General features: G+C 70.3%; 18 protein-coding genes. 5 read left to right on the forward strand and 13 right to left on the reverse strand.

What is annotated here, in order from left to right:
• Positions 1-12: 12 nt before the first annotated feature.
• The 3 genes from ACYVO7_RS06295 (at position 13) to ACYVO7_RS06305 (ending at position 2,482) form a co-directional block, all read left to right on the forward strand.
• Complete coding sequence (locus ACYVO7_RS06295; protein ID WP_460449134.1) at positions 13-885, forward strand: cytochrome c1; 873 nt, start codon at positions 13-15, stop codon at positions 883-885.
• Positions 886-997: 112 nt separating this feature from the next.
• Positions 998-1,873, forward strand: a complete 876-nt coding sequence (locus tag ACYVO7_RS06300; protein ID WP_460448968.1) for an S-methyl-5'-thioadenosine phosphorylase — start codon at positions 998-1,000, stop codon at positions 1,871-1,873.
• Positions 1,874-1,942: 69 nt separating this feature from the next.
• Positions 1,943-2,482: an adenine phosphoribosyltransferase gene (locus ACYVO7_RS06305; protein ID WP_460448969.1), complete on the forward strand. Its 540-nt coding sequence runs from the start codon at positions 1,943-1,945 to the stop codon at positions 2,480-2,482.
• A 304-nt stretch (positions 2,483-2,786) separates the two neighbouring features.
• On the opposite strand, the gene ACYVO7_RS06310 is transcribed toward ACYVO7_RS06305, so the two are convergent.
• From ACYVO7_RS06310 to ACYVO7_RS06320, 3 genes are all read right to left on the reverse strand, one after another.
• The gene (locus ACYVO7_RS06310) at positions 2,787-3,284 is read right to left on the reverse strand and encodes a MaoC family dehydratase (RefSeq protein ID WP_460448970.1); all 498 of its coding nucleotides are present in this window, start codon (positions 3,282-3,284) and stop codon (positions 2,787-2,789) included.
• Positions 3,284-3,739, reverse strand: coding sequence for a MaoC family dehydratase (locus tag ACYVO7_RS06315; RefSeq protein WP_460448971.1), 456 nt, complete (start codon positions 3,737-3,739; stop codon positions 3,284-3,286). The genes ACYVO7_RS06310 and ACYVO7_RS06315 overlap by 1 nt, the downstream gene beginning before the upstream one ends.
• Before the next feature lie 135 nt (positions 3,740-3,874).
• On the reverse strand, positions 3,875-4,375 hold the full coding sequence (locus tag ACYVO7_RS06320; protein ID WP_460448972.1) for an NUDIX domain-containing protein: 501 nt from the start codon (positions 4,373-4,375) through the stop codon (positions 3,875-3,877).
• A 122-nt stretch (positions 4,376-4,497) separates the two neighbouring features.
• Here ACYVO7_RS06320 and mbfA point away from each other — a divergent pair, with 122 nt between their 5' ends.
• Together mbfA and ACYVO7_RS06330 are read left to right on the forward strand one after the other, a co-directional pair.
• Positions 4,498-5,469: an iron exporter MbfA gene (mbfA, locus tag ACYVO7_RS06325; protein ID WP_460449135.1), complete on the forward strand. Its 972-nt coding sequence runs from the start codon at positions 4,498-4,500 to the stop codon at positions 5,467-5,469.
• Between the two features lie 34 nt (positions 5,470-5,503).
• Positions 5,504-6,388, forward strand: coding sequence for a metallophosphoesterase family protein (locus ACYVO7_RS06330; protein ID WP_460448973.1), 885 nt, complete (start codon positions 5,504-5,506; stop codon positions 6,386-6,388).
• 3 nt (positions 6,389-6,391) lie between these two features.
• Here ACYVO7_RS06330 and ACYVO7_RS06335 read toward each other — a convergent pair whose 3' ends face one another.
• The 10 genes from ACYVO7_RS06335 to ccoN all read right to left on the reverse strand — a co-directional run bounded on the left by ACYVO7_RS06335 (position 6,392) and on the right by ccoN (position 17,235).
• The gene (locus ACYVO7_RS06335) at positions 6,392-7,039 is read right to left on the reverse strand and encodes a hypothetical protein (RefSeq protein ID WP_460448974.1); all 648 of its coding nucleotides are present in this window, start codon (positions 7,037-7,039) and stop codon (positions 6,392-6,394) included.
• Between the two features lie 297 nt (positions 7,040-7,336).
• Entirely contained in the window at positions 7,337-9,169 is a 1,833-nt protein-coding gene (locus ACYVO7_RS06340) for a hypothetical protein (RefSeq protein ID WP_460448975.1), read from the reverse strand.
• Positions 9,170-9,227: 58 nt separating this feature from the next.
• Positions 9,228-9,380, reverse strand: a complete 153-nt coding sequence (ccoS, locus tag ACYVO7_RS06345) for a cbb3-type cytochrome oxidase assembly protein CcoS (protein WP_406854523.1) — start codon at positions 9,378-9,380, stop codon at positions 9,228-9,230.
• Between the two features lie 10 nt (positions 9,381-9,390).
• Positions 9,391-11,658, reverse strand: coding sequence for a heavy metal translocating P-type ATPase (locus ACYVO7_RS06350; RefSeq protein WP_460448976.1), 2,268 nt, complete (start codon positions 11,656-11,658; stop codon positions 9,391-9,393).
• A gap of 42 nt (positions 11,659-11,700) precedes the next feature.
• Complete coding sequence (locus tag ACYVO7_RS06355) at positions 11,701-12,207, reverse strand: FixH family protein (protein WP_460448977.1); 507 nt, start codon at positions 12,205-12,207, stop codon at positions 11,701-11,703.
• Positions 12,204-13,709 (reverse strand): cytochrome c oxidase accessory protein CcoG, encoded by a 1,506-nt coding sequence (gene ccoG / locus ACYVO7_RS06360; protein WP_460448978.1) that lies wholly within the window; start codon positions 13,707-13,709, stop codon positions 12,204-12,206. The genes ACYVO7_RS06355 and ccoG overlap by 4 nt, the downstream gene beginning before the upstream one ends.
• A gap of 84 nt (positions 13,710-13,793) precedes the next feature.
• On the reverse strand, positions 13,794-14,666 hold the full coding sequence (ccoP, locus tag ACYVO7_RS06365) for a cytochrome-c oxidase, cbb3-type subunit III (RefSeq protein WP_460448979.1): 873 nt from the start codon (positions 14,664-14,666) through the stop codon (positions 13,794-13,796).
• 5 nt (positions 14,667-14,671) lie between these two features.
• Positions 14,672-14,821 (reverse strand): cbb3-type cytochrome c oxidase subunit 3, encoded by a 150-nt coding sequence (locus tag ACYVO7_RS06370; RefSeq protein ID WP_460448980.1) that lies wholly within the window; start codon positions 14,819-14,821, stop codon positions 14,672-14,674.
• Positions 14,822-14,831: 10 nt separating this feature from the next.
• Positions 14,832-15,566 carry a cytochrome-c oxidase, cbb3-type subunit II gene (gene ccoO / locus ACYVO7_RS06375; protein ID WP_460448981.1) on the reverse strand — a complete coding sequence of 245 codons (735 nt, stop codon included), beginning with the start codon at positions 15,564-15,566 and terminating at the stop codon, positions 14,832-14,834.
• Between the two features lie 10 nt (positions 15,567-15,576).
• A complete protein-coding gene (gene ccoN, locus ACYVO7_RS06380; protein ID WP_460448982.1) occupies positions 15,577-17,235 on the reverse strand; it encodes a cytochrome-c oxidase, cbb3-type subunit I in 1,659 nt (552 codons plus the stop codon).
• Positions 17,236-17,529: the final 294 nt, after the last annotated feature.

A 17,529-nucleotide genomic window follows, 5' to 3' on the forward strand; every position in this document is an offset into this window, starting at 1 on the left:
AAGACGATGACGATGAAAACGATGCACCGCCTCGCCGCCGGCGTCCTGGCTCTCGCCGGCGTCGCCTTCGCGGCGCCCGCCCTGGCGGCCGAGGGCGCGGTGGTCCCGCCGCGCCAGAGCTGGACGTTCTCGGGCCCGTTCGGGCACTACGACGCCACCCAGCTGCAGCGCGGCTTCAAGGTCTACCGCGAGGTCTGCGGCAACTGCCACGGGCTGCGCCTGCTGGCCTTCCGCAACCTCGCCGAGGAAGGCGGACCCGGCTTCTCCGAGTCGCAGGTCAAGGCGCTCGCGGCCGAGTACAAGGTCAAGGACGGTCCCAACGAGTCCGGCGACATGTTCGACCGCCCGGCCCGGCCGGCGGACCGCATGCCGCCGCCCTTCCCGAACCCGCAGGCCGCCGCGGCGGCCAATGGCGGCGCGGTCCCGCCGGACTTCTCGGTGCTGGCCAAGGCGCGCACCTATGAGCGCGGCTTCCCCTGGTTCCTGTTCGACATGGTCACGCAGTTCCAGGAGCAGGGCGTCGACTACGTCACCGCCCTGTTGAACGGCTACGAGGAGACCCCGCCGCACGGCGTCGAGGTGCCGGCCGGCAAGTACTACAACACCTATTTCCCGGGCCACATCATCTCCATGCCGAAGCCGCTCAGCGACGGCCAGGTGGAGTATCCCAAGACCCAGGACGGCAAGCCGCAGGCGCCCGAGACGGTCGCCCAATACGGCAAGGACGTCGCCGCCTTCATGATGTGGGCCGCCGAGCCGCATCTGGAGGCGCGCAAGCAGCTCGGCTTCCGGGTGCTCAGCTTCCTGCTCGTCTTCGCCGGCCTGCTCTACTTCACCAAGAAGAAGATCTGGTCGAAGGTCGACGGCCACGCGGTCACGCACTGACCGGCCCGCGGCTGCGGCGCAGAATCAGGGAAGGGCTCCGGGTTCGGAGCCCTTTTTCGTTGGGCGGGCGCGCGCCGGGCTCTATTCTGGCTTCCGCAACGAGGAGGGGCGCATGACCAAGGCCGTGCTGGGCGTCATCGGCGGATCCGGGATCTACGATCTCCCCGGGCTGACCGACATTCGCGAGGAGCGCGTCGCGACGCCCTGGGGCGAGCCGTCGGACGCGCTGCGCTTCGGCCGCATCGGGGCGACGCCCATCGTGTTCCTGCCGCGCCACGGGCGTGGCCACAGGCTGTCGCCCTCCGACATCAACTCCCGCGCCAATATCGACGCTCTGAAGCGCGCCGGGGTCACCGACATCGTGTCCCTGTCGGCCTGCGGCTCGTTCAAGCCGGACCTGCAGCCCGGGCTCTTCGTGCTGGTGGACCAGTTCGTGGACCGCACCCATCGGCGCGAGAGCTCGTTCTTCGGAGCGGGCTGCGTCGCGCATGTCTCCATGGCGCATCCGGTCGGGCCCCGCCTCGTCGACCGCCTCGCGGCCGCCGCGGAGGCGGAAGGCGTGCCGCACCGCAAGGGCGGGACCTATCTGTGCATGGAGGGGCCGCAATTCTCCAGCTACGCCGAATCCGTCACCTACCGGCATCTCGGCTATGACGTCGTCGGCATGACGGCGATGCCGGAGGCCAAGCTCGCCCGCGAGGCCGAGATCACCTATGCGACGCTGGCCATGGTGACGGATTTCGACTGCTGGCATCCCGAGCACGACGCGGTGGACGTCGCCTCCGTCATCGCCACCATGCACGGCAACAGCGAGAAGGCCCGGCGGCTCGTGGCGCGCCTGGCGCGGGATTTCCCGGCCGAGCGGGAGGACTGCCCGGCCGGCTCGCACCGGGCGCTCGACAACGCGATCATGACGGCCCCCTCGGCGCGCGATCCCGCGGCGCTGGCCAGGCTGGACGCCGTGGCCGGGCGCGTGCTGCGCGCCTGAGCGACGCTGGACCGACGCCGGGCGGCGGCTATGATGCGCCGCCCCCCTCGCCTTTCAGGACGCCCGCCGATGACGCTCCCCTTCGACCTCAAGGCTGCGATCCGCACGATCCCCGACTATCCCAAGCCCGGCGTCATGTTCCGCGACATCACCACCTTGCTGGGCGACGCGCGCGCGTTCCGCCGCACCGTGGACGAGCTGGTGCAGCCCTATGCGGGGCTCAAGGTGGACAAGATCGCCGGGATCGAGGCGCGCGGCTTCATCCTGGGCGGGGCGGTGGCGCACCAGCTCTCGGCCGGCTTCGTGCCCATGCGCAAGAAGGGCAAGCTGCCCCACAAGGCGGTGTCGATCGCCTATTCGCTGGAATACGGGCTCGACCACATGGAGATGCACGAGGACGCCGTGGCGCCGGGCGAGAGGGTGATCCTGGTCGACGACCTGATCGCGACCGGCGGCACCGCCGCGGCCGCGGTCGCCCTGCTGCGCCGGATGGGCGCCGAGGTGACGTCCTGCGTGTTCGTGGTCGACCTGCCGGAGCTGGGCGGGGCGGCCAAGCTGCGCGCCATGGACGTCGAAGTGCGCACGCTCATCTCCTTCGAGGGCCACTAGCCCGGCGGCGTGCAGCGCCGAGACAGGGACCCAAGAGGTGAGACAGGGCGCCCTGCGCCCGGCCTCTCTGGATCCCCTTCCCGCGCCTGCGGCGCGCCGGGGATGACGGCTGTGGGGTTTGCGTAACCCCCTCGTCCTTCGAGACGCCATGCTGCGCATGGCTCCTCAGGATGAGGGGGTTGGTGGGGCTGAACCGTTGGGGAGCGCTGCAGCGGGCCCCCTCGCCCCGGAACGGGGAGAGGGCTGGGGTGAGGGGTGGTGGCGCTCCCCCCGTCATTCCCGGCTTTTCGCGCCCGGGCCGCCCTCACCCCGGACGACGTTGGTGAAAGGCGATGCCGACGAACTCGAACACCCGCGCGCCGTGCTGGTTGACGCCCACATTGAGGTGCTCGACCAGCCCCCAGCCCGGCCGCGAGCCGGAGGGCCGGGCGGCGATGAGCGTGCTGGAGAACGACACCGTGTCGCCGACATAGATCGGCTTCAGCCATTTCAGGTCGCGGAACCCCGGCGACGGGCCGAAGCCCGGGATGGGCAGGCCGACGGCGGCCAGTTCGGCGTCGCGGCGCGCCTTGGCGGCGATGCGCAGCCGCATCCAGACGCCCACGGTCTGCCACCCCGACGCGCAGAGCGCGCCGAAATGGCTCGCCCGGGCGGCCTCCTCGTCCATGTGGAAAGGCTGCGGATCATAGGCCGCCGCGAAGGTCTTGATTTCGTCGGCGGTGAAGATGTGGGAGCCGAGATTCTCGGTCTCGCCGACCTCGAGATCTTCCAGATAGCGGGTGCGGAGGGGCGCGCCGGACATCACGCGGCCTCCGGTCGGGCGACGCCGAAGATGATGCTGTTGGTCTGCTCCATCACCACGTCCCCGGTCTGGTTCAGCACCTCGAACCGGAACCGCACATAGCCGCGGTCGCCGCGGCTCGACCGGCGCGAGTCGAGCACCGTCTGGCGCACGCTGAGCCTGTCGCCGGGGCGGACCGGCCGCTTCCACTTCACTTCGTCGATGCCGCCGGACCCCATGCCGGTCGAGTCCGCCAGGACGTTGTCGTAGAGCATGCGCATCAGCATGGAGCAGGTGTGCCAGCCCGAAGACCCGAGCCCGCCCAGCAGCGTGCCGGCCGCGGCCGCTTCGTCCAGATGCATGGGCTGGGGATCATACTGGCTGGCGAAGGCGATGATCTCCTCGCGCGTCACCAGATAGGACCCGTAGGTCGTCACGGCTCCGGGCTCGAAATCCTCGAAACTCAGGCGGGGCATGGCTCCTCCGGTCAGGCTCTGTCGGCCTTGGTCGTCCAGGCGAAAGTGCCGGAGCGCGTCGTTCCCCGCAAGCCGGTCGCGCAAGACCCAGGCTCGCGCGCCGCGCAGGCTCGCGCCGCGGGCGATGGCGCCGCCTCACCAATAGGGCGACGGCTCGCTCTCCCCCGCGATCTCGGCGAGGCGCGCCCGGGTGCCGCGCGTGATCTCCTCCGGCAGGGCGTCGAGGCGGAAGAAGCGGCCCTCCTGGATCTCCATGTTGGGCGGCTTCGGCGGCCCCACCCGAAAGCTGCGGGCGACATAGACGGCGACATGGTCGCGGCGCGACATGAAGCGGTTCAGGAACACGCCATGCAGCCGCGGCGCGCCGGTGATCTCGATGTTGGTCTCCTCGATCACCTCGCGGGCGAGCGCCTCCAGCAGCGTCTCGCCGGCCTCCACGCCGCCGCCGGGCATCTGCCAGCCGCTGACATAGCCGTGGCGCACCAGGAAGACGCCGCGCTCCTCGTCCAGGATCGCGGCGCGCACCCCCAGCGTCATCGGCCGGGAGAGGCGGAAATAGAGATGCGCCATGCGCCGCAGCAGGTCGGGGCCGCGGAAGGCCTCTTCGGGTTCGGGCTGCATCAGGTCCGTCGTCATGCTGCGTCATCCATGGCCCTACGCTAGCGCACGAGCCGAGTCGAGCGGGGGCTTGCCCGACGCCGAAAATACATTAGAAGAATTCCAATCTAGTGATCGTCGCCGGGAGCTCCGCCATGCCGCTGAAAACCTTCGCCGACCTGACCGAACGCGAGGTCCTGGCGCTCGCCATCAGCAGCGAGGAGGAAGACTCCCGCATCTACCAGACCTTCGCCGACCAGCTGCGCGAGCCCTATCCGCATTCGGCCGCCATCTTCGACGACATGGCCGAGGAGGAGCGCGGCCATCGCGGCATGCTGTACGGGCTCTACCGCGAGAAGTTCGGGGAGCACCTGCCCCCGATCCGCCGCGAGGACGTCAAGGGCTTCCTCACCCGCCGCCCGATCTGGCTGACCAAGAGCCTGCCCGTCGACAAGATGCGGCAGGAGGCCGAGATCATGGAGATGCAGGCGGCCCGCTTCTACGAGAAGGCCGCGTCCCAGACGCTCGACGTCTCGGTGCGGGAGTTGCTGACGCGCCTCGCCGACATCGAGCGCGGCCACGAGAAGAAGGCCGGCGAGATCTCCGAGCGGCACATGGCGGGCGACGCCGGAGCCGAGGAGGAGGCGACCCGCCGCCGCATGTTCGTGCTGCAATATGTGCAGCCCGGCCTGGCGGGGCTGATGGACGGCTCTGTCTCCACTTTGGCGCCTCTGTTCGCGGCGGCCTTCGCCACCCACAGCAACTGGGAGACCTTCCTGGTCGGCCTCGCGGCGTCGATCGGCGCGGGCATCAGCATGGGCTTCGCCGAGGCGCTCTCCGACGACGGCTCGCTGACCGGGCGCGGCGCGCCCTGGATGCGCGGCGCGATCTGCGGCCTGATGACCACGATCGGCGGCATCGGCCACACCCTGCCCTATCTGGTGCCGGACCGCTGGCCGAACGCCTTCTACATCGCCACCTCCATCGCGGCCGTCATCGTGCTGATCGAGCTCTGGGCGATCGCCTATGTGCGGGCGCGGTTCATGGACACGCCCTTCCTGCAGGCGGCCTTCCAGGTGGTGCTCGGCGGGGTGCTGGTGTTCATCGCGGGAATTCTGATCGGCAGCGCTTGACCCACGGGCCGGACCGGGAGAGAGGTTCCCCCGCATGTTCCGGCTCGCCCACCTCTCCGATCCCCATCTCGGACCGCTCCCCAAGCCTCGCCTGCGCGAACTCGCGGGCAAGCGCATGACCGGCTACATGAACTGGCGCCGCGGGCGCGACCGGATCCACGACATGGGGATCCTGGAGCGGCTCGTCGCCGACATGAAGAGCTTCGAGCCCCAGCACATCGCCTGCACGGGCGATCTCATCAATATCGGCCTGCATGGCGAATTCCAGGTCGCCCGCGAGTTCCTGCAGGAGCTCGGCGCGCCCGACAAGGTGAGCTTCGTCCCCGGCAACCACGACGCCTATGTGCGCACCACGATGCGCGACATCGAGCGCTTCCTGTCGCCCTGGATGACGTCGGACAACGGAAAGTTCGAAGGCTTTCCCTATGTGCGCCTGGTCGGCCCCATGGCGATCGTCGGGCTGTCCTCCGCGGTCCCGACCGGGCCCTTCGTGGCCTCGGGCACGCTCGGCCGCGAGCAGCGCGAGAAGATCGCCAACGTGCTGGCCTTCCTGGCCCAGCAGCCGCTGGCGCGCGTGATCCTGATCCACCATCCGCCCCACCGCAGCGGCAGCAAGACCGGCCGCGGGCTGACCGATTCGGCCGCGCTCGAGGAGATCCTCGCCCAGACGGGCGCGGACCTGATCCTGCACGGCCACAACCACGTCACCTCGGTGAACCGCATCGCCGGGCCCGGCGGCAAGCTGATCCCGGTCGTGGGCGTGCCGTCCTGCTCGGCCATCCGGGGCACGTTGACGCACCGCGCCGGCTATCACCTGTTCGACATCGACCTCACCGAGAGCGGCCCCGTGATCACGGGGCGCACCCGCGGCCTGCAGGCCGACGGAGCCATCATCGACATCGGCACGCTGCCGCTCTGAGCGTCAGCCCAGGAGGGGCAGGCCCAGGAAGGCCATGCCGCCGCGCGCCTTCCACCAGGCGGCCAGGAACAGCAGTCCCGCGCCCACGATCATCCCGAGCAGGAACGCGAAGACGAGGTCGCCGATGGTGTAGCGGCGCTCCCGCCGGGGCGCGGCCTCGATGGCGGCGGCTCTCGCGAGGGGCTCCGAGGCGGGCTCCGCCGGACGCGAAGCGGCCAGCGGCGACAGCGTCTCGCCGGCCAGGGCGCGTTCGCGTTCGACCAGGCGGCGGCCCAGATAGGACGTCACCGCCTCGACGATCGGCTCCAGCCGCTCGCTCTCGGCGAGCGCCAGGCGCCCGCCCCGCGTGTCCTGGATGAACCGGAAGGTGCGCCGGTCGCGGCCCATCTCCACATAGGCCACCATGTCGACGAATAGACGCGGCTTCTCAGCGCCGACGATGCCGAAGTCGAACATCTCGGCGTCGTTCGGGATCTGCGCCACCACGGGCGCCAGCTCTTCCCGAAGCATCTCCAGCCGGGCCAGTTCCGCGCCGCGCAGCTCAGCCATGGCGCCGGACCGCTCGGCTTCCTCGATGCGCGCCTGGCGCATGGCCGCTTTCAGGTCCGGACCGCGAGACCGCTTGGGAAAGGCGAAGACGGGGTCGTCCATGAACGGGCTCGAATACGCTGGTGGTCACCGGATTGGTGAACAGAGAGTAAACGCTTGCGGGGCCGCCCGTAAAGCGCGCCCGGTTCGCCGGACCCAGCCGAATGCAGCGTTGCTCCGCCTGTCAGTTCGGGCGTCGGAAAAGCCCCTCATTTCGACGGTTTAGAGGCGGTGTGTGAACTGCTTCACATATGAGGCGAACGTCATCGACTAAAGTCGAACCGGCGGCCGACCAGCCGCTCATGTGCTCGACAAACTTGGCCGGACCTCAACGGTCCGGCCGCCTTTGCCGGGGCCAGGTCAGCCCGCGCCGACGGAGCGCAGGCGATACACCCGCAACGGCCCGTTCCGGACAGCGAGCTCCAGCCAGGCCGGCGGAGCCCCAGCCGCGAGCGCCGCGGCCAGGCTGCCCGCGCCGTCCTGTTCGGGCGTGCGCCCGCACAGCGCCACATAGCGCACGCCCCGCCCCCGGAGACGCTCTTCCGCGCCGTCCACGCTCCCGGCCAGCAGGTCGTGGGACGCCAGGATTCCCGCTGCGTTTCGGTGATAGGGCGCGCCCAGCACCGTGTGGGCCGTGGTCCCGGCCAGGATCAGGGGGCCGAGATCGACCCCGGCCAGCACGAGCCCGGGCGGCAGGGCGCCGATCGGCGCATACACGTTGGGCTCGGCGCAGCCCGGCGCCGAAAGGCTGGTCTGTCCCGGGCCGTGCGGGAGCGCCGCGACGGGCGCAGGGGCCGCGCTGGCGCTGGCGACGCCGGACGGCGCGCCTGGACCCGTTCCGAAGGCCATGTTGAGCAGCATGCCCGGCGCAGAGACGGCCAGCACGCCCGCGAGCGCCGCCGTCCCGACGCGATCGGGCGTGACCTGCAGGCGCCTCACCGCCGTCGCAAGACCGGCCGCGATCAGCGGGCTGGCGAAGGCGTTGACGTAATAGGCGCCGCGGATCTGCCCGGCCGCGACCAGCAGCGCCACGCCTATCAGGACGAGGCACAGCGTCGGGCCTGCGGCCCGGGTCGGGGGCCCCTGCGCCAGGACGGCCCAGGACGCCGCGCCGAAGGCCGCGGCCACGACCGTGCTCGCGGCCAGCATGTCGGCGCTGCGCAGCAGCCTGAGCAGAGGCTCCATCTCCTGCACGCCTTCCAGCCAGACGGGGCCGAGGCGAGGATCGATCTCGGCCACCGGCCCCAGCAGGCAATGCGGCCCGAAAACCGCCACGGCGGCGAGCGCCACGGCCCCCGGCGCGACGGCGAGGGCCAGCCTGGCGGCGCCCGACGGCGTGCGCCGCATCAGGAGCGCGCCTGCCGCCAGCGCGAGCCCGCCCGCGACGGCGGCGCCCAGATAGGGGGCGGAGATCGCGTCGCAATGCGCCGCCAGCACCTGCTGCGGCGGGACCGTCGCCGCCGTGAGCAGCGCGGCGCCGCCGGCGAGGCCGAGCCCGAACAGGACGGCGCCGGGCGCAGCCCGGTCGGGATCATGGGCGCCCATCAGCGCGGCCGCGCCGCACAGCACGATGAGATAGGGCAGCGTCTCGACCCCCACCGCCAGCATCACCGCGCCGGCGAGCCCGGCCGCAAGGCCGGCCCAGCGCGCCGCCGGAAGGCGCAGCACCGCCGCCACCGCCGTCAGGCAGGCCAGGATCTGCACGTTGTGGTGATCGATGCGGCCGGCGAAGAACTGCGTGCCGGCCGGGCCGACGACGCAAAACAGCATGAGCGCGACCGGAATGGCGGCGCGGCCCGCCAGACTGCGGGCGATCGAGGCCACCGCGGCCAGCGCCGGCAGGAGCAGCAGCGTCGGCCAGAGCGCCGCGGCGACCCGCTCGGCGGCGTCGGCGGGCAGCGGCAAGCGCAGGAGGGCGATCAGACCGGCGATGGGAGCGTCGACCAGCCGCGACCAATGCATCACGAGGCCGTCCGGCGGATCGACGCGATGCTGCGTCAGGTCGAACCAGCCCTGACCGGCCAGGAGGTCCCGGACCTGGACCAGCCGCATCACGTCGTCGGTGTCGAGGTCGCGGACGCCGAAGACGCTCGTGGACTTCGCCAGGAACAGCGCGCCGGCGACGCCCCAGGCGAGCGCGACGGCGCTGCGGGGCTGCATGCGCCCGGCGAGGAATGCGGATAGACGGCTCATGGCGACCCCGTTTCTGGGGCGCAGCATACGGATCCGACCTTAACGAAGCGCCCTCGGCTCAGCCCTTGCGGACGTCGTCGTCGTCCAGGATGCGCACCGCCGCGCCGTCGAGGTCGTCATACTGGCCGCTCTTCAGCGACCACAGGAAGGCGCCCAGCCCCAGGAGGCCGAGGCTGAGCGCGATGGGCAGCAGATAGACCAGGATGTTCATGACGGGCTTTTCACGGGATCACGCGCGCCGGGCGCTGGGCCGGAGCCGCGGCGCGCGGCGGCCTTTGCTGCGTAACCGGCGAGGACGCTGCGGGTTCCGTCGCCCGGATGCGGGCCCGCAGCGCGTTCAAGGTGACGATGATGGAGGAGCCCGACATGGCGGCCGCCGCGATCAGCGGCGTGACATGCCCCATAATGGCCAGCGGCACCGCGACGAGGTTGTAGACGACCGCAATCCCGAGATTCTGGCGCATGATGACGTTCGCCTTGCGGGCGAGCTCCAGCGCGTCGGCGACCGGCTTCAGGCGCTCGCCCAGGAACAGGGCGTCGGCCGAAGCCTGCGCGAGATGCGCGGCGGTGACCGGCGACAGCGACGCGTGGGCGGCGGCGAGCGCCGGGGCGTCGTTCAGCCCGTCCCCGACCATCAGCACGCGGCGCCCCTCGGCCGCCATGGCCTCCAGGGCGGCGATCTTCTGCGCCGGCTTCAGCCCGGCTCGCCAGTCCTCGACGCCGAGCGCCCGCGCCGCCTCGGCGACCGGCCGCTCGCGGTCGCCCGACAGGATGGCGATCGCATAGCCCCGCCGGCGCAGCGCGCCCACGACCGCGACGGCGTCGGGCCGAAGCGTCTGGTGCAGCAGCATCACGGCCCGCCTCTCGCCCATCCGGACCGCGATCAGCGTGGCTTCCGGATCGCCCGCCAGGGCCTCGGCCGCCAGCGCCTCGGCCCCGCAGAAGGCGGCGCTTCCCAACCGCGCCTCGACGCCGTCGACGGTGGCCGCGACGCCGTGGCCGGCGTCCTCGCGCGCGCCCGGATAGGGCGTCGACCCCAGCGCGCCCGCCGCGAGAGCCGCCGCCAGCGGATGCCGGCTCGACAAAGCGAGGCGCCGGGCGGCGTCGAGCAGGTCCGGCGCGATCTCATGCGCGTTGGCGACGCGCGGTTCGGGCGAGGTCAGCGTCCCGGTCTTGTCGAAGGCGATCACGTCGCAGGCGGCGAGCCTTTCGATGGCGTCGCCGCTCTGCAGCAGCACGCCGGCCTTGAACAGCGCGCCGGAGGCGACGACCTGCGTGGCCGGCACGGCCAGCGCCAGCGCGCAAGGGCAGGTGATGATCAGCACTGCGATCGCGGTGATCAGCGCGTCATGGAGGCCGGCGCCGAGCGCCAGCCATCCCAGCGCCGTGGCCAGCGCCGTCACATGCACGATCGGCGAGTAGACGCGCGCGGCACGGTCGGCGAGCCTGAGATAACGCGAGCGCGCATTGGCGGCCGTCTCGACCAGCCGGTTGACCTCGTCGAGCAGCGTGCCCTCGGCCGCGGCCCTGACCCGCACCACGAGGGCGCCCTCGAGATTGACCGTGCCGGCGTACACCATCGCGCCGGGGCCCACCGGCTCGCGCGCCGTCTCGCCGGTGACCAGGCTGGCGTCCACCAGCGACCGGCCGTCCTCCACGACGCCGTCGACGCAGACGCGGTCGCCGGGGCGCAGCATCACCCGGTCGCCGGGCTTCACGGCCTTGACGGGCGCCTCGCGGATCTCCCCGTCCGTTCCGATGATGGCGGCGGTCTCGCCCCGAAGCGCGAGGAGGTTGCCGGCGACGGCCCGCGTCCGGCGCCGCATCGTCTGGTCGAGCGCGCGTCCGAGCAGCAGGAAGAACAGGAGCATCACGGCGGAGTCGAAATAGGCGTGATGGGCGTGGTGGATCGTCTCGTAGAGCGACATGCCGAGGGCCAGCGACACGCCGAGTGAGATCGGCACGTCCATCGTCATGCTGCGCGCCCGGATGGCCCGAATGGCGTTGCGGAAGAAGGGCTGGCCCGCATAGGCGGCCGTCGGCAGCGCGATCAGGGCGGAGAGCCAGTGGAACAGGTCGCGCGTCTCGTCGGTGATGTCGCTGACATTGCCGGACCAGACGGACACCGAGAGCAGCATGATGTTCATGGCCGCGAAGCCCGCCACCGCGAGGCAGCGCAGCAGGAACCGCATCTCGGCGGCCTCGATCTCCTCCTGCCGGGACGGCTCGAAGGGATGCGCCCGGTAGCCGAGCTCGCCCAGCCGCGCCAGGACCCGGGAGGCGTCGAAGCCGGGCTCGCGCCATTCCACGGCGAGCCGCCGGTTGGTGTAGTTCAGCCTGGCCGAGACGAGCTCCGGCAGGCAGCGCAGCCCGCGCTCGATGTCGCCGATGCAGGCCGCGCAGGTGATCCCCTCGACGGCGAGGTCGAGGCGCCGGGCGCCGTCGGGGCGGGTCTCGATCAGGGCGGAGTAGTCGAACGCGGGGGACACGTGAGCCTCCTGGCGGCCGGACGCCCGGCCTGGACGGGCGCCTTACGGCAGCATGATGCGGCTGCGCGAGCGGAACACGCGCTGGTCGCCCCGGGCGATGTCGAGCACCAGGTCCCACTGGCCCGGCGCGACGCCCTCGACCGCCGCGCCGAAGCGCCCGCCGCCCTGGGCCGCAAGGTCGACGCGGCGGTCCTCCCGCTTGTCGGCCGGCCGTTCGAGCGTGGCGCGCATCTCGACGCCCGCCAGCGCCATGGCGTTGCGGTCGGACGCGGCGACGTCGATCCGCGCATGGCCGTCGGGGCCGCGCGTGACCGAGGCGTTCACGGTCCAGCCGAGTTCGGCCTGGCGCCGGGCGTCGGCCAGCTCGGCGTTGAAGGCGAGCCCATCCTTGTAGGGCGTGGCGCTCTCCATGCCGCTGAAGGTCTTGATGGCGACATGCATCATGTAGCCGTTCACGGCGAACACGACGCCGAAGAAGCCCAGCAGGATGAGGATCACATGCCGCCCGTTGAGGCGGAATCCACGGCCGTTCATGGCGACGTCGCTCATGGCGCGCTCCCCGGTCCCTTGAAGAAGTCGTCCGCATAGGCCGTCGCGCCGCTGACGATGTCGGTCAGGCGGAAGCGCAGGTTGCGGGATTCGGCGGCGTCGCCCTTGGGCGTGGTCACCAGGGCCCGCAGCTCGCGGGTCTGGTCCGGGAGCACCTCGAGGACGGCCGACTGCTCGGCCCGCCCCGGCTCTCCGATGATCTCCAGATGCGCGTCCGCGATGCCGAGGATCTCCAGCCGGTAGGGCCGCGCGTCCAGAGACTTGTTGGTGAGCCGCACTGTGAAGGCGTTGCGGATCGAGCCGTCGGCCAGCTTCACGAAGACGGGGTTGCGGTCGTGCAGCGCGCTGACCCCGATCGTGGTGCGGGTCGCCAGCGTATAGGCCATGAAGCCCCCGATGGCGGCCATCAGCCCGGCGTAGAGCAGCGTCCTCGGCCGGACGAGGTGGTACTCGGGCTCCTCGCGCGCGATTCGCCGCTGCACGTTGACGTCAGTGTCGTAGCCGATCAGCCCGGTGGGCCGTCCGATCCTGGCCATGACGTTGTCGCAGGCGTCGATGCACAGCCCGCACTGGATGCAGCCGAGCTGCAGGCCGTCGCGGATGTCGACGCCGGTCGGGCACACATTGACGCATTGCCGGCAGTCGACGCAGTCGCCCGCCGGCTCGCCGCGCAGGCGCGCCGCCTCGGCCTTCTTGGCGGAGAGGCGCGGCTCGCCCCGGTCGTACCGGTAGGTGACGTTGAGGGCGTGCTCGTCGGTGAGCGCCGCCTGGATGCGCGGCCACGGGCACATATAGAGGCAGACCTGCTCGCGCATGAAGCCGGCGAGCGAATAGGTCGTGAAGGTCAGGATGCCGATCCACACATAGGCCACCATGGGCGCCTGGAACGTCACCAGCTCGCGCACCAGCGTCGGCGCGTCGGCGAAGTAGAGCACCCAGGCGCCGCCGGTCCACCAGGCGACGAGAAGCCAGATGGAGTGCTTCAGCACCTTCTGGCTGATCCGCTCCAGGTCCCATGGCCCCTGCGCCTTGCGGATCTGCTCGCGGCGGTCGCCCTCGATCAGCCGCTCGACGGCGTAGAAGAGGTCGGTCCAGACCGTCTGGGGACAGAGATAGCCGCACCAGAGCCGGCCCGCGACGGCGTTCATCAGGAACAGCCCGAGCGCGGCCAGCACCAGGAGCCCGGTGATGTAGTAGAGCTCCTGCGGCCAGATCTCGATCATGAAGAAGTAGAAGCGCCTGTTCGGCAGGTCGAGCAGAACGGCCTGGTCGGGGGCGTTCGGCCCCCGGTCCCATCGGACGAAGGGCAGGAAATAGTAGACGCCCAGCGTGACGATCAGGATCGCCCACTTGATGGTGCGGAACTTGCCCTTGACGGCCGCCGGGAAGATGTCCTTGCGGGCCTCGTAGAGCGGGGCGTCGTCGTCCAGGTCGGCGACGGCTGCGGGGAAGCCGCCCGTGGCCGGAATGGGCTTCTGGGCGCCGGTTTCGACGGGTCTCATGGCGGATGCCTCGAAGAGCCGAATGGGGGAGCGGGTCCGGCGCTCTTCGTCCGCCGGACCCGGGCAGAGAGGGAGAGGCGGGCCTTACTGGCCGCCGCCCAGGGAGTGCACATAGACGGTCAGGGCCTTGATGGTGGTCGCGTCGAGCCGGCTGGCCCATGTCGGCATGACGCCGCCGCGGCCGTTCATGATCGTCTCCTCGATGGTGGCCTGGTCGCCGCCATACAGCCAGATATTGGCCGTGAGGTTGGGCGCGCCGACCTCCGGGTTGCCCTTGCCGGCGTCGCCGTGGCAGGCGGCGCAGTTCTCGGCGAAGAGCTTCTGGCCCTTGGCCGCGTCGCCGCGCTCTGGCTTGTTCCCGGCCAGCGTCCGCACATAGGCGGCGAGGTTCGGGATCTCGGCCTTGGGGATGACGCCGTCCTTGCCGAAGGCCGGCATCGGCCCCATGCGGGAGTCCGGATCCTCGTTGCGGATTCCGTGCAGGATGGTCTGCTGGATCGCCTCCAGCGAGCCGCCCCAGATCCACTGGTCGTCGTTCAGGTTCGGGTAATTCTTCGCCCCCTGCGCGCCCTGCCCATGGCACGGAGCGCAGTTATCGCCGAAGGCGGCCTTGCCGAGCGCCCGCGCCACCGTCAGCAGCTTGGGATCCTTCTCGATGTCGGCCAGCGGCGCGGCGGAGAGCTTGGCGACGGTGTCGCCGCGCATCGCCGTCAGGGCGGCCATGTCCTGCTCGATGGCCGTGCGGGTCTGGTACCCGAGCACGCCCCTGGTGTAGCCGCTGACCAGCGGCCACGCCGGATAGGCGATGACATAGCCCACGCCCCAGACGATGCAGGCGTAGAACAGCCACAGCCACCAGCGCGGCAGCGGCGTGTTCAGCTCCTGGATGCCGTCCCAGTCATGCCCGGTCGTGGCGACGCCCGTGACGGCGTCGAGCTTGGTGTTCTCGGCGGCCATCGCGGTCAGTCCTTCTCGAGCGGCAGGCGCGCAGCGTGATCGAACTGGGCGCGGTTCTTGGGGTTGAGGGCGTAGGCGAGCGCGAGGGCGAACATCACGACGAAGCCGACGGTCCCCCAGGTTTGGGCAGTCTCAGACAGGAATTCGTAAGTCACCGACGCCTCCTCAGCGCACGTTCGCCTTGTCGTCGTAAGTCTTGAAGTCGACCATCGTGCCCAGCACCTGCAGGTACGCCACGAGGGCGTCCATCTCGGTGACCTCGGACGGATTGCCGTCGAAGTCGCGGGCCAGCGCCTTGGGGTAGCGCTTGGCGAGGTCGGCCGCGCCCGGGTCGTCGTTGGCCGCCTGGGCCAGGATGTCGCCCTTGGCCTTGGCGATCATCTCGGTGGTGTAGGGCACCCCCACGACGGCCTGCGCCCGCATGTCGTCGGCGATGTGCTCGTAGTCGAGCGCCGTCGACGCCAGGAACGGGTAGCCGGGCATGATCGACGCCGGCGCCACGGCGCGCGGGTTGACCAGGTGGGCGCGCTGCCACTCGTCCGAATACTTGCCGCCGACGCGTCCCAGATCCGGCCCGGTGCGCTTGGAGCCCCACTGGAACGGATGGTCGTACATGCTCTCGGCCGCCAGCGAGTAGTGGCCGTAGCGCTCCACCTCGTCGCGCAGCGGGCGGATCATCTGCGAGTGGCAGTTGTAGCAGCCCTCGCGCAGATAGATGTTGCGGCCCGCCAGCTCGAGGGGCGTGTAGGGACGAACGCCCTGCACGGCCTCGATCGTGCTCTTCAGGTAGAAGAGCGGGGCGATCTCCACGAGCCCGCCGATCGCGACCGCGACCAGGATGCCCACGAGGAGGACGAGCGAGTTCTTTTCGAAGACTTTGTGCTTGGCCCAGACGGACATGTGAGCCCCCTTACTCTGCCGGAACCAGCTGGGGACGGATGTCCGCGACCGCCTGGGTCTCGGGCGACGTGATCGTCTTCCAGATGTTGAAGGCCATGATGAGAGCGCCGGCGAGGAACAGTCCGCCTCCCAGCGCGCGGATGACGTAGAAGGGATGCATCGCCTCTACGGTCTCGATGAACGAGTATTCGAGGAAGCCCAGGCTGGTGTAGGCGCGCCACATCAGACCCTGCAGGATGCCCGACACCCACATCGCCGAGATGTAGAAGACGATGCCGATGGTCGAGACCCAGAAGTGCCAGTTCACCAGCCGCAGTGAATAGAGGCGGCTGCGGTTGAAAACCCACGGCACCAGGCAGTAGATCGCCCCGAAGGAGACGTAGCCGACCCAGCCCAGCGCGCCCGAATGCACGTGGCCGATGGTCCAGTCGGTGTAGTGGCTGAGCGAGTTCACCGACTTGATCGACATGAGCGGCCCCTCGAAGGTCGACATGCCGTAGAAGGCGACGGACACCACCATCATGCGCAGCACCGGATCGGTGCGCAGCTTGTCCCACGCGCCCTGCAGGGTCATGAGGCCGTTGATCATCCCGCCCCAGGAGGGCATCCACAGGATGATCGAGAACACCATGCCGAGCGTCTGCGCCCAGTCGGGAAGAGCCGTGTAGTGCAGGTGGTGCGGGCCCGCCCAGATATAGATGAAGATCAGCGCCCAGAAGTGCACGATGGACAGCCGGTAGGAATAGACCGGCCGCTCGGCGCGCTTCGGGATGAAATAGTACATGATGGCCAGGAAGCCGGCGGTGAGGAAGAAGCCGACCGCGTTATGGCCGTACCACCACTGCACCATGGCGTCCTGCACGCCGGACCAGACGATGTAGGACTTGGGCGAGTAGATCGACACCGGCACGGCGGCGTTGTTGCCCAGGTGCAGCATCGCGATAGTGACGATGAAGGCGAGGTAGAACCAGTTGGCCACGTAGATGTGCGGCTCCTGGCGCTTCCACAGCGTGGTCAGGAAAACCAGCAGATAGACGACCCACACCACCGTCAGCCAGAGATCGGCGTACCACTCGGGCTCGGCGTATTCCTTGCCCTGCGAGATGCCGAGCAGGTAGCCGGTGCCGGCGATGACGATGAAGAAGTTGTAGCCCAGCACCACGAACCAGGGGGCGATGTCGCCCGCCAGCCGCGCGTGGCAGGTGCGCTGCACGACGTAGAAGGACGTCGCGATCAGCACGTTGCCGCCGAAGGCGAAGATCACCGCCGAGGTGTGCAGCGGCCGCAGGCGGCCGAAATTGATCAGCCCGAAGTCGAAGTTCAGCGCCGGGAAGGCCAGCTCGAGCGCCGCGTAGAGCCCCACCGTGAAGCCGGCGATGCCCCAGAACACCGCCGCGATCGTGGCGAACTGGATCGGGCCGTAGCTGTAGTTCGGCCGGCCGTCGACGACCTGCGCCGGCGCCTCGGCCGGCCGGTTGGAGTAGCGGTTGAAGATCGCGAACACCGCCGCGACGCTGCCGGCCGCGAACAGATAGGCGTGGAAGGCGTAGGCTGGCGTCCACGCTTTCGCGGCGATCAGGATCGAGAGGGCCGCGAGCGCCGCGAACGCGATCGCGGCTCCCCCCTCGCCGATCGTGATGCTCTTACTGGTAGACGCCGTATGCGCCATGTTCTCCCCCTTGGGACCGTGATCCGCTCTCAGCGCCTCTCCCGAGCGACGCCTGGCATGGACCAAGGGCCGCGGGGATCGGCTGGATTGGGGGCACCATGGGGAGGGGGCCGGGGGCGCGCGTTGACCTCGATCAATATGCCGCCGAGACAAAAGGCCAAGCCGGCCGATATCGGGCCGAAACGGCTGGAATTCGAGGCTGCGCCTGCGAAGCGGGCCGGATGCGAAGGACTACGTAGGGGTTCGCCACAGGGGCCCCGGAACGACGGTTCCGGCCGTCCGGCGTCGGCCCGG

The organism is Alsobacter sp. SYSU BS001988 (assembly GCF_054796215.1).